We start from the raw sequence: 15,359 nt of genomic DNA on the forward strand, positions 1-15,359 counted from the left end.
ATCTATTCTAAAGAAGTGTAACTATTGTTAGAACAGATTTCAAGTCTTTGCGATCGATTTTCGGCCAGAAATCAGGGAGTGCCAGTGATGGGGTGATGGGGTGATGGGGTGATGGGGTGATGGGGTGTGGGGAGAATAAATAAAAATAATCTCCTGTCTCCTCTCTTCTGTCTCCTCTCTCCTGATTACTTCCTCAGCAATTCTTCGGCATTTTGCAGGATTTCGAGGACTTGTTCGGCACTAATCAAGCGTTTTAGCACCACTTGCCCGATGGTGGGGACAGTATCGGCAATTTCTGCACTCTTGGGGGCAACTTCTACCATAATCACAGCTTCTTCCACCTTATAAAGCCATAAAACCTGTTCTCCCTCTAAAATACCGATATTTAATCGCTCTATCTGCGGTGGTCGTCGCCAACTACTCGCATGGTCCCACAAACCGCCAAATTCCCACACTCGTCCTATTGTCCAACCTGCCGTTAAGAAAAAATATTTCACTTTGTTACTCAATCTAGAATCAATCTCTAGCTTTCTGGCTTAATTAGTTTTCAGCCGTCAAATTTTATCAAAAAACTGTTAACGTCCCGTTAATTTCACCACCCCAATGCCCCCAAAGTATAGACCCAAGACCGCCCCTGCTAACAGGGATTGAGTGAGAGGATCTGTGGAAGGGGTTAAAATCGCGCCCAAAATCACCGCCCCTAAAACCACGAAACGCCAACCCGATAACATCGTTTGCGAGGAAATAATGCCTAAAAAGCTCAAAATCAATTGAATAACGGGAATTTGAAAGGCGATGCCGGTACTAAACAGCAAAAGTAAGACAAATTCAAAATAGCGCTCGATCGACCAAGCTTGTTCGACCACTTCCGCCCCATAATTGACAAAAAAGTTTAAAGCGGCGGGAATCAGGGCAATATAGGCAAAAAATAAACCGGCAAAAAATAAAACACTCGATCCTAAGACTACCGGGACAATTAAACGCCGTTCGCGACGGGTTAACCCCGGCAGCACAAAGAGGATAATTTGCAAGAGAATGACCGGACTAGCCACCAGTATGCCGCTATATCCAGCTACTTTTAGGGAGACGAAAAAAAATTCTCCCGGAGCTAACTGCAAAAATTTTACCCCTTGGGCGGGAACTTCCAGCACTTGCACTAGGGGTTTAACGAAGATAAAACATCCCACCGCACCTACAGCCACGGCAATTAAACTATAAAAAATCCGGTGCCGCAACTCCTCCAAGTGGTCAAATAAGGACATTTCCACTTCTCCGGGCAACTCATCGAGGAATTCAGGGCTGTCTGGGGGTGGGGTTTTTACTTCTGTCGATGACATAGCTTTGGCTCGATCGTTCTCTACTCAAGCCTTTATCCTAGCATTGTTAACACTCCCGTTGCCTAAAGGCGTGGGGATTCTTGGGCTGAATCTTGCCTCTACTAGCAAAGCTATCGATCTTCTGGGACTCTGGGGGAGATAGAATTAATATATAGCGTTTCTGATTCACACGAGGTACATTCCCGATTCTGAACAGCTTAATCAGCAAAGGTTTAAGTGTGCCGCACAGATGCGAGAACCGCTATATATAGCCTGAAATCAACAGGTGGTATATGGTTAAGCCACGCCCAGCCGAACCAACGCTTAAATTCATTGATGACTACTGCGAAAACTATAGAGACTTATTTCCAGAAGTTAGAACTTTTGAATATTTCAAGTATCTACATCTGGGGCTAATTTCAGAGATAAAAAGGAAAACTTTACCAGCGATAGCCAAGGTAGTAGTATTGGAAGATGCCGAAGGATTAGATCACTTTTTAACCGAGACACCCTGATCAGTAGAAGAATTGAGAAATAGAAGATTGAAATTAATTCTCAATCTGATTAGGGGGGAAGAAATCATGGTAATTATCGACGAAACAGGAGATAAAAAGAAAGGTAAAACAACCGATTATGTCAAGATACAATATATTGGTAATCTCGGAAAGATTGAAAATGGAATTGTAGCAGTAACGGCTTATGGTTTATTTAGATTAATGACCTTTCCTCTAATAGCTAAAGTTTATATAGCGTTTCCTGTTCGCAAGAGGTACATTATCAATGTTGAAAAGCTTAATTATCAAAGGTTTAAGTGTGTCACACGGGCGTGAGAACCGCTATAAACCAAGAGAGAGATTAAAAGAAGGATATCAATATAAAACTAAGCCACAAATCGGGAGAGAACTAATCAAAAAACTGAAAGAAATGTGATTTAAAATCAAGCTGGTGCTGGCAGACAGTGAATATGGGGAAAGCAAGGAAAATTTGGTTAGTATCTTAAATAAAGAAAAGCTGAACTTTGTGCTTGCGATTCGGAGCAATCACGGAGTGTGGCCGCCATCAGGGCAAAGAGTAAGATACAATAAATGGCGAGAGTTTGACAGAATATTCTCAACAGGCAAGATAGAAAAAGGTAGATAAGGGAGATTATCTTTGGCAAGAAAAGAGAAATCAAATATTGACAAGTCACTAATAATAAAGAAAGCCTACCAGAGAAATCAACTTGGTACATTATGACGAAAGTACCGCAGATTAGGTATCAAGAGGTAGGCAACTTATACGGGTTAAGAAATTGGGTAGAGTACTGGTTAAAACAGAGTAAAAATGAATTGGGTTGGGCAGACTTTCGAGTAACTGACTATAGCCGAATTGAAAGATGGTGGGAAATGGTCATGAGTGCTTACTTAATGGTAAGCCTACAGTCAGAACAACTAAGTGAATCGAAAGAAGCTAATTTAGATTTGGCTAACCCAGCTAAGGAAGAAATTAAAAAACATCCTTAGTGTAATCAAGGTAAGGGGTGGAAAAATATCTTAAATAATCTACGATTATTTGTTCAACTTTTACGTTATTTCAATCTCTTAAAACCTTGGTTAGTCGTTGTTTTTAGTCCTCAAAACTTCGCTTGTTCTGTCGGTTATTTTCCCTGCTTAATAAATTAATAAATTCTCTTTTAGAGAAGGTTTTTCCACGCAATTCCTATTTCTCTTCTGCCTAGAGTTCCAGAAGAGCGGTAACTCGATCGAGGGAGAAAAGCCAAGAAGCTGCGAGAAAATTGCCGATTTCTCCCGTCCAATATTACTGCACACATCCCCCCAGATCAGGCCGTCAGTCATTCTTCAGCGAGAAACCACCTCGCTAGAGGATTCTGATTCTAGGGGGAGAGAGGGTTTAATTATCCCGTGTTTTGTCTCCTCTGGTGTCACTTGACGGATAACCTCCAAAGCTTCCTTGATCATTACCGCCATGGGAACCGCGACAATCACCCCCAGTAAACCGCCCACTCGCGCCCCCGTCAAGACCGAGACCAACACCCAAAAGGGATTTAACCCGGTAACACTGCCCAAAATCCGGGGAGCAATGCCGTTTTCGACAATTTGCTGCACCACTACAGCCACGGCTAAAACTTGCAGAGCTAAACCAATATCGCGCAAAGCTAGTAAAGCTGTCACCGTGACAATGCCTACGGTTCCCCCAAAAGGGATTAAGGCCATGGTACCAATCAAGAGGCCGAATAGGAGACCAAAAGGGACTTTAATCGATAAAAATGCCGTGACTAATCCCAGGGCCATGCAGGTAGCACAAATTACCTGGCCGACAAAGTAATTCTGAAAACTTAAGCGTAGGGTTAGGGAAAAGGGTTGTTGGACGGGTTTGGGCAACCATTGGATAATACTCCTCCAGATATCGGGACTGTGGAGAAGTAGATAAAAGGTGAGGATAATGGTTAGCAGCACATCAAGCACCCGCACCACGGTAAAAACGGTGAGATTAAGGGCTAAATTAACGCTTCTTCCCGCTAGAATCTGCAATTCTGCCCCTAAACGACTGTTAAACTGGGCGATAACACCATCGAAACTGATCGGAATTGGCAGATTCATCGTGTCGATTTTGGTATCTAGTTGCATCAGTTGGCGCTGTCCCGAGTCTAACCATTCTGGCAATCTGTTGACGAATTGCTGTGCTTGGGTGAAGACTAAAGGAACTAGGGTTATACCCACAGCCACAAAAATTAAAATCGTGATCAGGGAAACCACGATCGCAGCTAAACCCCGTTTTAATCCCTGACGTTCCAACCAAGTCACCGGATAACCCAAGAGAAAAGATAGAACGGCCGCTATCAGTAAAATAACAAATAAAGATTCAAAATAGCCAAAAATTGCCGATAATGCCCAGGCATTCAGAACTATAAGTGGTGCAGCTAGAGCAATTACCAGTAAGCGAGATAAGGAATTCAGGGATTGCCACCACGTCTGAACCCAATTGCGTTTCGGGGGAACGACTTTAACTTCCACCATGAAGCCTCTTAAAGGGTTTGTTTCAATACTTGTATTCTGACAGATCGAAGCCTAACCCGCTAACTCCAAAAGAGGAAGTGGGGTGATGGGGTGTGGGGTAGTGGAGCATTTGGCTGAAATTTCCCTAAACCCCTAAATCCCTATCACCCTATCTCCCGACTCCTAACTCCTGACTCCGCGAGAGATTAACTTGCTTGCGAGGAGACAAAACCCGATAACTCGCGAAAGCGGATCTCATCGCGGTGGGGATCGGCGCGACTAACTTGTACTTGAAAGCGATCGCCTAAAGATACCGATCGCTCAAAACGATGGGGTAATTCTAACCCCAATTCCTCCAATAAAATCAAGCCTAAATTTTCTTCTTCTCGTAGCCAGCGCAACACCAAAGCTTGCCAAACTTGATCTCCCTGTCGTCGCAAAAATTCCAAACTCCAATAACGATTAGTTTGTCGTTCCACCGAGGTGGCCTCTTGGGCCGAACTAGCGACACTATAGAGAATTTCTTGCATTCTATCCCGGGTAAAAGGCAGTTTATCGCCCCGGAGATGAGCTTTTAGTTGAAAATGGGTCAAAAGGTCAGTATAACGGCGAATTGGCGAAGTTACTTGGGAATAGGTATTCAATCCCAGACTAGCATGACGGTTAGGAATCGTCGTCATCTCACTGCGCGGCATACAGCGACGCAAGGCACAGGAACGCACGGGGCCGGCAGGTAGTAAGATTAACTCCTCATCGGGGGGTAATTCTGGTTGTGGTTGTCCGCGGAAAGGCACGGGTATCTCGTGTTGCTGACAGTAGCGACCGGCGATTTCTCCAGCTAAAATCATCATTTCCGCCACTAATTGCCGAGATGGGGATACCTCCTGCAATTCTATGATAATTTCGTCGTTATCCTTCACCTTAATCGATGATTCTGGCATTTGGATGTTAATCGATCCCTGAGATTTGCGCCATGCGTGGCGTTGTTTTGCCCAACGGTTGAGAATCCTCACTTCCGGTTCATGCTGCAGATCCAGATGTAACATTTCGTCCACATCTTCGTAGGTGAGGCGATAGGTGGGTTTAATTGTACTAGGATGGATCCGATAATCGGCGATCGCCCCCGTTTCATCGAGGATTACCCCAAAACTCAAGGCAGGACAAAGTTTACCCTGTACCAAACTCATCGGACCGGCGGCCAACTCTAGGGGAAACATGGGAACCATTCCCGTGGGAAGATAAAGACTGGTACTGCGACGACGCGCTTCTAGGTCTAATTCATCATCGGGAAGCACTAAACGGCTAGGATCGGCAATATGAATCCAGAGACGATGACCACCATCCGCGAGAATTTCTACCGATAATCCGTCATCGATTTCCTCGGTACTTTCATCGTCGATGGTATAAATTTTTTGGTGGGTTAAATCGAGACGATTGTTGACATCCGCATCCGCAGGGGGATTGAGTAAATTAAGACGCGCCACATCAAGTACCTTTTTCGAGAATTGAACAGGGTAGGAACTGCGTCGCAGGAAAAGGTTTTCGTGACTACTCCACCATTTCAAATCGACTAACAATTCAAAAGCGGCCTCGGGGGTTTGGGAACGGCCCAGCAGCGAGAGTATTTCCATGGCTGCTGGATATTTTTGTTCGGGTTGGAGGATAAATTTTTCTAGAGACTCCAGACGAATTCGATCGCTTTCTGACCATTCTACCGTTTCACCGGCCAGGGCCTGTTGGAGACGTTGGAGAAATTGGCTTTTTTCCCGTTGACGCTGTTGTTCTACCTCTAGCTGGTGTTTGATTTCCTCTACCTGATTTTCCGAGCGGGCTTCGTAACCATCCCCTTTATTTTTAAAATAAACTTTATCATCACTCAAGAGACAATGGGCTGCATAGCAAAACTGCGGACTGCGATCGGAAAAGAGAATCTCGGCCATGGTTTCGGGAGTGACTAACTGATTTTCCCCGGCTAATAATTCCCAGGCCACTTCTAAACCACTAGTATCTAGATAGGGTTGGACTTCCCGCAGAAAATTGCCAATCTCTTTATAGTTGGATGGACCTGCTTTGATAATGTAATCGAAGCGTTGGGGACGCAGTTTATGCGGGTTTCCCCCTTGATCGATGACGATCCAATCTTTTTTACCTTCTGGGCGATCGATCACCCCTAAGCGCCTTTCTCCTTGGACTCGAAATTCTACCAGCGTTCCCTTATCCACTGCTTCCCCTTACTGCCTATCTATTTTGTCTATTTTCTATCATCCTCGATCGATTACTCAATCGGCAAGAGCAATCATCAATCCCCACCCACTAGATAGGTATAACGTCGCAAACTGCGTTCATAATCCTGTAGTAGTAATTGGGATTCTTCTACAGTCATGCGATTTTCCTGCAAAGCTTGTTCACAACGAAGACGAATTCTTTCTAACAGGTCTTCCGCAGAATATTGTACATAACCTAATACTTCCGTGATCGTATCCCCTTTGACTAGATACTCGATATCGTATCCCTTGGGACTCATCTGAATATGTACCACGTTAGTATCGCCAAAAAGATTATGTAAATTGCCCATAATCTCTTGATAAGCACCCACCAGAAACATTCCTAGATAATAGGGTTCTGGAGAATGTTTACCGTTTTTGTACTCCAACGGATGCAATTCTAAAACAGATTTTACGTCCCCGCGCAAATCGATAAACTGGGCAATTTTCCCATCACTATCACAGGTTAAATCGGCGAGAATTCCTCTTTGGGTAGGTTCTCGATCGAGACGATGGATCGGCATAATTGGAAATAGTTGATCGATCGCCCAACTATCGGGAACTGACTGAAAAACCGAGAGATTGGCATAATAAATTGAGGCCATAATTTGCTCTAAGTCTTCCAAGTCATCGGGAACATAATCCTGTTGTCGGGCCACTTGCAGAATTTTGTGACAACAAGCCCAGTACAATTGTTCGGCTCTAGCTCGTTCTTTGAGACTGAGATAACCGAAATTAAACAGACTAATCGCCTCCTCTTTGAACTGTCCCGCATCGTGATAAGCTTCCTGATAATTGCGCTCATCGATACCCGTGTAGGTTTCCCAGAGATTACGGAGGATAAGATGTTCTTTCCCATTGCAGGGATCGGGGGGATTTTGGGGAACCTCACTACTTCCCAAGATATCAAAGACTAACACCGATTGATGAGAAGCGATCGCCCGGCCACTTTCACTGATGAGAATTGGGGGTGAAATCTGGGCATCTTCACAAGCTTCTTTGACCTCAGCCACGATATCATTAGCATAATTCTGCATATTGTAGTTTTTCGAGGCGTAGAAGTTAGTTTTTGAGCCATCGTAATCGACCCCTAAACCACCTCCCACATCGAGATAGGTCATATTTGCCCCTAATTTTGTTAATTCCACATAAATCTGACTAGCTTCGCGAATGGCATCCTTAATGACGCTAATAGCGGAGATTTGCGACCCGATATGATAGTGCAGCAGTTGCAGACAATCTAACATCCCCGCTTGTTCTAATTCCGTCACCACCGTTAGGATTTCCGGAACGGTTAAACCGAATTTTGCCCGGTCTCCCGTGGAACATCCCCAACGGCCCACCCCTTTTGTCCCCAGTTTCGCGCGCACTCCCAAATGAGGGGCAATTCCTAACTGACGACTGACGCGCAGGGTTAAATATAATTCTTCCAATTGTTCGATGACAATCAAAGGCCGATGACCGAGACGAGTGGTCAATAGGGCAGTTTCCAGGTATTCTTTGTCCTTATAGCCGTTACAAATTAGCAGTGGTTGTGTTTTGTCATTTTTGCCGTTTAAGGCAGGTTCTAGGGTAGCTAAAGCAATCATTAGCTCAGGTTTTGAACCAGCCTCCAGCCCAAATTGATAGGGTTTACCAAAACGCACTAAAGACTCGACGATGTGACGGTGTTGATTGCACTTGATCGGATAGACACCGCGATAGACATTGGGATAATTATAACGGGCGATCGCTCGGCTAAAACAGGCATTCAGGCGCTCGATCCGATCCTCGAGGATGTCACTAAACCGAATTAACAGGGGTAAACCGATATTCCGCCGCTTAATCGCCGAAACTAACTCGTATAAGTCCAAAGAACCGCCCCTTTCTCCTTGGGGCGAGACGGTAATATTTCCTGCGGCATTGATCGAGAAATAGGGTTCTCCCCAGCCTTGGATGCGATAGAGATTTTCGCTATCTTCGATCGACCAGTGTTTGACGGGGGCAACTTTTTCGAGGTTGTTACCGTCAGAAGGGGTCAGATCGACTGGAGATAATTGCTTTTCTTGTTTCTTAAGTTGAGTTTTACCTGCCATTGTCTATCGATCGCTCCGTGTGAGACTCCGATCTTCTATCTTAAGTCAGACTTCCTGTCTGCGACCAAGATTCCGATCATGATAGAATTTACTCCCTAGGTTCGATCTCTAGGAATAGTCATCTATATAAATTCAAGGCTATGCAGTTATTAGACTCAAAAGGACGTTTATTCGGTAAATTTAGCTTGCTTGATATCGGAGCGGCCTTAGTAATTTTATTGACAATTATCGGTATTTTTGTTGTACCAGGGACAAGTGGTAAAAGTACGATCGCTCAAGTTACCAAAGAACCCATAGAAGTGGATGTTATTGTCCGGGGTTTAAGTGTTCTCAATCCCAATGCTTTGATTAATCAATTCAATACCGAGAAGAAAACTAATATTGTTATTCGTAATCAACCGGCCGGTCAAGTGGATATAAAAAATGTTAAAGCTTTATCCAGAAATGTCTTAGTTCCGCAGCCGGATGGTAGTGTGAAAGTCCTACCCGATCCCCGCACGGAAAACTATTCTCAAGATATGATTATGACTCTCAGTGGTCAAGCGGAAGTTACCGATACTGGTGCGGTTGTGGGCGGTCAAAAGGTGAAAATTGGCACTTTAATCGAGTTAGAAGGAGATAACTATAATTTCAACACCAGTGTTATCGATGTCCGTTTACCAAAAAGGTCTTAAACAGTGATCAGTGATTCAGTAATCAGTGAACAGTGAGCAGTAAACAGTAAACAGTGAAAAGACAGTAGGAAACTTCTATTTAATAACACTGCTCACTTGAAAACTCAAATCTGATAACTGATAACTTACCCACTGATAACTGATAACTGATAACTGATAACTGATAAGAGGATTAACTGCTATTTATACACCGCCTTTAGCTCGTTTGATCGAGCAGTTACAAAAATTACCCGGAGTCGGACCAAAAAGCGCCCAACGTCTGGCCCTGTATATTCTCAAACGACCAGAACAAGATGCGATCGAATTGGCCCAAGCGATCGTAGCAGCCAAAAAACAAGTAGGATTATGTCAGGTTTGTTTTCATCTTTCGGCCGAACCGATTTGTGAAATTTGCCGCAATCCCAACCGAGAAACGGGGACTATCTGTGTGGTAGCTGACTCCAGAGATGTGATTGCTTTGGAGAAAACAAGGGAATATTCGGGCAAATATCATGTTTTAGGGGGTGTTATCTCACCTATGGATGGGATTGGACCAGATCAATTAAATATACAGTCTTTAGTCACCAGAGTCAGCCAGAAAAAAATTCAGGAAGTTATCTTGGCTGTCAGTCCCAGTGTCGAGGGGGAAACCACGACTTTGTATATCGCGGGTTTACTAAAACCCTTCACTAAAGTTACCCGTATCGCTTTCGGGTTGCCCATGGGCGGCGATCTAGAATACGCTGATGAAGTAACCTTAGCGAGAGCTTTAGAAGGTCGTCGGGAATTATAGAGCAGGATGTGGGGTTTTGATCAGGTTACTTTTTGGCGAATAATCGAGCATTTGTAGCCGGCGATACAGTTTTATAATGCGTATTATGGTTAGTCGCAGAATTTGTAGATGCAGAAATCTTTGGGGGGGAATCACGAGCAACTGCACGGGAGCAAGAGCAATCGCTTTTAAATGCTTTAAAGGCTGTTCTATAATCGCCATTTCGCCGAAACAGTCGCTGTTTCCCCAGATTTTCTAGGACAATTATTCAGCCCGACTACTCAAAGGGTTATTGAGATTGTTATTGGGAGGACGTTTAACACTATGGGATTGTAGGAGTGAGATCGCCTGTTGATACTGGGGATCATCCTTAGTTCCCAGCAAAGAAGGATCGTCGCGGAAGCGCAGCTGTTGTTCCCGGGTTAACTCGATCTGCACATCGGGTTTAATGCCTTTTTTGTAAATATTTTCGCCGTTGGGGGGATAATAACGGGCAATTGTCACCGCTAAACCAGAACCATCGGAGAGGGTGTGTACCGATTGGACGGTACTCTTGCCATAGGTCGATGTACCCACTAAAGTCGCCCGGCCATTTTCTTTCAGCGCCCCGGCGAGGATTTCGCTGGCACTCGCTGAACCTTTATTAACCAAGACTACTAGGGGTAAATCGGTAATAGCGGTGTTATTGGCACTAAATTGGCGATCTCCGCCCCGTCGATCGATGGTGCTAACGATTTTGCCCTGTTTCATCCACATGCGAGCGATATCGACACTAGCAAATAGTAACCCGCCGGGGTTGCCCCGCAGATCGAGAACATAGCCAGATACCTGTTGTTGACTTAATTCCTCGATCGCCTGTTTCATTTGTTCGGCTGCGTGGGAACTAAATTCATCTAGTTTAATATAACCAACTTTCACCCCACCTTCCTGTTTAAGGGTATAGCTAACCGACGGGATTTCGATATCTACCCGGGTCAAAGTCACTTCAAATACCCCTTGATCAGGACGGGCAAGCTGTAAACTAACGCTAGTACCCACTTCTCCCTGTAGTGCCTCCATTGCCTGTTCTAATGTCATTAAAGCGGTGGGTTTGCCGTTAATTCTAATCAGGCGATCGCCGCTTTTCACTCCCGCTTCCTTGGCGGGGGATTTTTTCACCGTATCGACAACGACCAGATCGCTAGTGCGTTTATCGAGAGCTAAACGTACCCCAATTCCCGATAATTCTCCGGAAGTTTGACTGGTGAGGACAGAAAATTCACTAGGAGTTAAAAAACGGGTATAAGTATCACCCAATTCCTTTAAAGCTTCGCGAATTGCTGTGTAAGCTTGTTGGGAATTAGTATAATTTCTGCTTAACAATTCTTGACGTTTTTTTTGCCAATCAATTTGATGAAAACTACGATCTACAAATTCATTGTTAACAATTTGCCAAACCTGGTCGATGACTGCTTTCGGGTTATCTTCTAAGGGTTTTTCCCCTTTGGCTGCGGGAGTGAGGACCATCAGGGAACTAACTGCTAGAGTAGCGATCGCACCTCCAGATAGGAGTTTCTGCACGGAAACGAACGAGGGACGCGACTGGTTCATAAAGACAAGGCCAAAATAAGATTGACGTTTCAATAAAGCCATTCAAAAAGCGAGAGCATTTTGCCTTCGAGGGAGGTGAGGAGCGGTGTTAACTACGACTTCCGTATAGATAAGGGAGTTCCTTGTCTGGCTCTAATATCCACTATAATTCTACTTCTAGAAAATCGAGTAATATCTGGCGATGAATTTTTCCTAAAGAACGAGTCTGATTAATCTTCTGGGAATAGTATTCCCCTTGACGGATGGCAGCTGGGGGTAATAAAGCTAAATCTTGCCCTTCCGTTTGCACTAATTTTTCTAATTCCAGGGTCAGGGGTACATGATAAAGATAACGGGAGAGATTATCATCGTTATAAGAGCGAAAATAGTGTAAACTAGGGACTTCGTAGTTAATTTCTTCTTTTAACTCTCGTTTTAACCCTATTTCTGGACTTTCACCCGCTTCTAAGTGACCACCAAATAAACCCCACACCCCCGGATAGAGAATCGTCGGGATGTCGTCGCGCAACTGCATTAAAAAGCGACCGTCCTGTTCTAAAATCGCCAAAGCAACAAATATCATCAGTTATCAGTTTTTTAGTTATTGGTTATCGGGAGACAGGAGATAGGAGACAGGAGATTATTTTTATTCTCTCCCCACTTCCCACTCCCCACTCCCCACTTCATAATTCATAATTCATAATTCCCACACCCACCCCCTAGTTATTTTTCCCTTTGTTTATGGGGTAAAAAGAAAGCATCGAGGGGATCTGGGATGGGTTTAACCACTGCGGGGGGTTGGGGTTTAACGGGGGTAAGGACGGGAGTTTCTGGGGGTTTTGTTGCGGTTGCGCTGGGAATTGTCACCTGTCGGGGATTTTCCAGGGGTTTAGTTGAAACTGGGGGAGAATTATTTTCTGGGGGTTTAACTTCTGAGGTGGGGGAAGGTTTAATTTCCGGGGACGGGGAAGGAGTGGGAACCGAATTAACCGCTACTGCATCCATCTGTTCTAATTCCACCACATACACTTCGTTGACGGTTTGGGAACCCTGGGGAATAGCCTCAAAGTCAATTTTGCCCTTAATGACGATTTCTTCGCCTTGACGGGGTAATTTATTGCTATTGGTGCGAATCCAAATCTTGCCGGAACCATCCCGCAAAAGATAGGCCCCTCCCGCTAAAAAAGGGGCATAATTGCTCACAGTTCCCCTAAGATAAACTAAAGCGCCTTTTGGTTTTTCCTGTAATTGCTCGATCGCTGTTAGGGGAGGATCACCGATGTAGGGAACGGCAATACCGAGGTCAGCAAGGGTACTACAACCGAATAACCCTAGCAATAATAATAGACTGCCGATGCGCCCTACACGAGTCTGAATAGACATTCTTGCTTTAACCTTAACGAGTGCTATTAGCCAATCTTTTTGACCATAGAATGGATCCGAAAGATTTTTGTTCTCGGTATTATCATAGAATGTCCGTAACTACTTGCCAAATTCTCGACGGGAAAGCCTTAGCTCAAAAAATCCAACTTGGTCTAGGAGAGCGCATCCAGACGCTAAAATCTTCAATGGGAAGACCTCCGGGGTTAGCGGTGTTGATGGTGGGGGATAATCCCGCTAGTGCTGTTTATGTCCGCAATAAGGAGAAAGCTTGTACTAAAATCGGCATGGCCTCTTTTGGTCGTCATTTTCCCACCGATACAAGTGAATCAGAAATTTTGGCGGAAATTGTCCGTCTTAATCAAGATGAGCGGGTGGACGGGATTTTAATTCAATTACCCTTACCTAAGCATTTAGATGCGGTTTCCCTTCTCTACCAAATTGACCCGAAAAAAGATGCTGATGGCTTACATCCTCTCAATTTAGGCGGTTTAGTGCGGGGTGAGGACTGTATCCGCAGTTGTACTCCTGCGGGGGTCATGGCACTGCTGAAAGAATATAATATTCCCATAGCTGGTAAGCACGCGGTGGTGCTGGGTCGCAGTATTCTAGTGGGGAAACCTTTAGCTTTAATGTTATTGGAGGAAAACGCTACGGTGACTATTGCTCACTCGCGCACAGAAAATCTGGCAGAAATAACCAGAAGTGCCGATATTTTAGTACCTGCTGTCGGTAAAGCCAATTTAATCACTAAAGATATGGTAAAACCAGGTGCGGTGGTGGTGGATGTGGGGATTAATCGCGTCGCTGACCGTTTGGTGGGCGATGTGGACTATGCTGGGGTTTTAGAAGTAGCTAGTTATCTTACTCCTGTCCCCGGGGGTGTCGGTCCGATGACGGTGGCAATGTTATTAAAAAATACGTTGTTAAGTTACGAACGCAAGTTATAAATCCTCAGCTACCAGCTATCAGCTATTCAGCGATTCTACCGATACAATTTTGTCAATCTAGCAAGTGGGGATTTTTACGGGGAAACTCTCTTTTAAAATTGGGCTTTACTTTTGATTTTATTACTCAATCCAAGCTTTTGGGGGGTTCTACCCCCCAAACCCCCCGCGCATTAGTTTTTCGGTGGGATGCTTACAGGCAGCCGCTGACGCATCTGTAATAATTTAAGCGTCACTGATAATTGCTGATTGTCGGTATTTCTGCAAATGTGAGATGCACCTACTTGATTTTTTTTAACTATGTTGGTAGAATTTTGCAAAACTGAATAGACTAGGAGCTTTTCGGTCATGATCTTTATTATCCCGATTATTCTCGGTGCGGCGGCCTTAGTTACTGCTGGCGTTGGTGTTAGTGCGGGTGCTAATGGTGTCTCCAAGCTACAAAAGGCGGAAAAAATTGGCAAAAGTGCCGAACAAAGATATAAAAAAGCCAATAAATCCCTAGAAAAAAAGTTTCAAGCTACCCAAAAATTCGCGGAAGAATACGGTCAACTGCAAATTAATGTCAAAATCAACACTATCGGCAGATTTGTTAAGTTTATTAGCAGAATTGATCAAAGAATTGGTCAAAGAATTGGTCAAAATTCTTCCCCATCCCATCAACGCTTCTTAGAAGGGTTTGAGGGATTTTCTGCCGAACAATTCAAGGAATATAAAGCAGAAGTGTTAGACGCGCAAAGTTTGGCTTTAGGGGGTTTAAAAGCAGTGAGAGGCGCCTCGGCAGCCAGTCAAGGAACCCTAGTATTAATTGGTCTTTTCGGTACTGCTAGTACAGGAACAGCAATTAGTGGACTTAGTGGGGCAGCCGCTTGGAATGCTACCCTAGCATGGTTAGGAGGTGGTTCTTTAGCTGCCGGTGGTGGTGGTATGGCTTTGGGAACAGTGGTTTTAGGAGGTATTACCGTCGGACCTGCTTTAATGATTGGTGGTTTTGTCTTAGGAGGAGAAGGGAAAAAGTCCCTAAGTAAAGCTATCGAATACGCCAAGGAAGTGGATAATAAAATAGCTCAATTAGATAAAAGTAAGGGTTTTTTAGGACAAGTTCAGCGCAGAATTAAGGAGTTACAATACCTCGTTAATAGTCTTAATAGTAGAGCTATTAATAGTTTAAATGAACTGGAGTCAGGAGCTAATTTTAATCCCCATTTAGAGGAAGATGTGGCCAAGTTTCGGGAGGTACTACTTTTAATTAAAGCCTCATCGGAAATCATGAAACTACCCATCCTAGACGAAAGGGGAAAATTAACCAAAGCAACGGAAAATCTCGAAGAAAAGTACCGCCATCTCTTAGAAAACTAATAGTAGGATGCCTGCCAGGAATAAAGAA

The 15,359-nt window shown here is 44.3% G+C and carries 13 protein-coding genes and 1 pseudogene; 5 read left to right on the forward strand and 9 right to left on the reverse strand.

The genetic code is table 11. From position 1 onward, the window contains the following. Positions 1-185 precede the first annotated feature (185 nt). A complete protein-coding gene (locus tag MiAbW_RS14200) occupies positions 186-497 on the reverse strand; it encodes a hypothetical protein (RefSeq protein ID WP_002749272.1) in 312 nt (103 codons plus the stop codon). 78 nt (positions 498-575) lie between these two features. Then, complete coding sequence (tatC, locus tag MiAbW_RS14205) at positions 576-1,337, reverse strand: twin-arginine translocase subunit TatC (protein ID WP_151696635.1); 762 nt, start codon at positions 1,335-1,337, stop codon at positions 576-578. 311 nt (positions 1,338-1,648) lie between these two features. Between tatC and MiAbW_RS20170 the strand changes: the two are divergent. After that, a pseudogene (locus MiAbW_RS20170) lies at positions 1,649-2,818 on the forward strand (IS701 family transposase). Between the two features lie 336 nt (positions 2,819-3,154). Here the strand turns inward: MiAbW_RS20170 and MiAbW_RS14215 are convergent. The 3 genes from MiAbW_RS14215 to speA form a co-directional block, all read right to left on the reverse strand. Then, positions 3,155-4,333, reverse strand: coding sequence for an AI-2E family transporter (locus MiAbW_RS14215; protein WP_151696636.1), 1,179 nt, complete (start codon positions 4,331-4,333; stop codon positions 3,155-3,157). 185 nt (positions 4,334-4,518) lie between these two features. Continuing rightward, entirely contained in the window at positions 4,519-6,534 is a 2,016-nt protein-coding gene (locus MiAbW_RS14220; protein WP_151696637.1) for a ribonuclease catalytic domain-containing protein, read from the reverse strand. A 77-nt stretch (positions 6,535-6,611) separates the two neighbouring features. After that, positions 6,612-8,651, reverse strand: a complete 2,040-nt coding sequence (gene speA / locus MiAbW_RS14225; protein WP_151696638.1) for a biosynthetic arginine decarboxylase — start codon at positions 8,649-8,651, stop codon at positions 6,612-6,614. 140 nt (positions 8,652-8,791) lie between these two features. On the opposite strand from speA, the gene MiAbW_RS14230 reads away from it, so the two are divergent. Both MiAbW_RS14230 and recR read left to right on the forward strand, forming a co-directional pair. Then, positions 8,792-9,325 carry a DUF4330 domain-containing protein gene (locus MiAbW_RS14230; RefSeq protein WP_004160799.1) on the forward strand — a complete coding sequence of 178 codons (534 nt, stop codon included), beginning with the start codon at positions 8,792-8,794 and terminating at the stop codon, positions 9,323-9,325. Between the two features lie 181 nt (positions 9,326-9,506). Continuing rightward, a complete protein-coding gene (gene recR / locus MiAbW_RS14235; protein WP_151696639.1) occupies positions 9,507-10,097 on the forward strand; it encodes a recombination mediator RecR in 591 nt (196 codons plus the stop codon). On the opposite strand, the gene MiAbW_RS20175 is transcribed toward recR, so the two are convergent. From MiAbW_RS20175 to MiAbW_RS14255, 4 genes are all read right to left on the reverse strand, one after another. Beyond that, complete coding sequence (locus tag MiAbW_RS20175; protein WP_151696640.1) at positions 10,092-10,298, reverse strand: hypothetical protein; 207 nt, start codon at positions 10,296-10,298, stop codon at positions 10,092-10,094. The two genes, recR and MiAbW_RS20175, sit on opposite strands and share 6 nt — an antisense overlap. Before the next feature lie 42 nt (positions 10,299-10,340). Next, positions 10,341-11,666: a carboxyl-terminal processing protease CtpB gene (gene ctpB, locus MiAbW_RS14245; RefSeq protein WP_373996362.1), complete on the reverse strand. Its 1,326-nt coding sequence runs from the start codon at positions 11,664-11,666 to the stop codon at positions 10,341-10,343. 142 nt (positions 11,667-11,808) lie between these two features. Next, positions 11,809-12,228, reverse strand: coding sequence for an NUDIX hydrolase (locus MiAbW_RS14250; RefSeq protein WP_151696642.1), 420 nt, complete (start codon positions 12,226-12,228; stop codon positions 11,809-11,811). 140 nt (positions 12,229-12,368) lie between these two features. After that, positions 12,369-13,028: an OB-fold nucleic acid binding domain protein gene (locus MiAbW_RS14255; RefSeq protein ID WP_151696643.1), complete on the reverse strand. Its 660-nt coding sequence runs from the start codon at positions 13,026-13,028 to the stop codon at positions 12,369-12,371. 89 nt (positions 13,029-13,117) lie between these two features. Here MiAbW_RS14255 and folD point away from each other — a divergent pair, with 89 nt between their 5' ends. Together folD and MiAbW_RS14265 are read left to right on the forward strand one after the other, a co-directional pair. After that, positions 13,118-13,975: a bifunctional methylenetetrahydrofolate dehydrogenase/methenyltetrahydrofolate cyclohydrolase FolD gene (gene folD, locus MiAbW_RS14260; RefSeq protein ID WP_151696644.1), complete on the forward strand. Its 858-nt coding sequence runs from the start codon at positions 13,118-13,120 to the stop codon at positions 13,973-13,975. Between the two features lie 345 nt (positions 13,976-14,320). After that, a complete protein-coding gene (locus tag MiAbW_RS14265; RefSeq protein WP_151696645.1) occupies positions 14,321-15,331 on the forward strand; it encodes a hypothetical protein in 1,011 nt (336 codons plus the stop codon). The last annotated feature ends 28 nt before the right edge of the window (positions 15,332-15,359 follow it).

The organism is Microcystis aeruginosa NIES-4325 (assembly GCF_008974145.1).
In the GTDB taxonomy this organism is placed as follows: domain Bacteria; phylum Cyanobacteriota; class Cyanobacteriia; order Cyanobacteriales; family Microcystaceae; genus Microcystis; species Microcystis aeruginosa_G.

Coding starts and splice junctions, on each gene's coding strand:
- tatC (WP_151696635.1), bottom strand. CDS start 1,337: ATGTCATCGACAGAAGTAAAAACCCCACCCCCAGACAGCCCTGAATTC.
- MiAbW_RS14215 (WP_151696636.1), bottom strand. CDS start 4,333: ATGGTGGAAGTTAAAGTCGTTCCCCCGAAACGCAATTGGGTTCAGACG.
- speA (WP_151696638.1), bottom strand. CDS start 8,651: ATGGCAGGTAAAACTCAACTTAAGAAACAAGAAAAGCAATTATCTCCA.
- MiAbW_RS14230 (WP_004160799.1), top strand. CDS start 8,792: ATGCAGTTATTAGACTCAAAAGGACGTTTATTCGGTAAATTTAGCTTG.
- MiAbW_RS20175 (WP_151696640.1), bottom strand. CDS start 10,298: ATGGCGATTATAGAACAGCCTTTAAAGCATTTAAAAGCGATTGCTCTT.
- ctpB (WP_373996362.1), bottom strand. CDS start 11,666: ATGAACCAGTCGCGTCCCTCGTTCGTTTCCGTGCAGAAACTCCTATCT.
- MiAbW_RS14250 (WP_151696642.1), bottom strand. CDS start 12,228: ATGATATTTGTTGCTTTGGCGATTTTAGAACAGGACGGTCGCTTTTTA.
- MiAbW_RS14255 (WP_151696643.1), bottom strand. CDS start 13,028: ATGTCTATTCAGACTCGTGTAGGGCGCATCGGCAGTCTATTATTATTG.
- folD (WP_151696644.1), top strand. CDS start 13,118: ATGTCCGTAACTACTTGCCAAATTCTCGACGGGAAAGCCTTAGCTCAA.
- MiAbW_RS14265 (WP_151696645.1), top strand. CDS start 14,321: ATGATCTTTATTATCCCGATTATTCTCGGTGCGGCGGCCTTAGTTACT.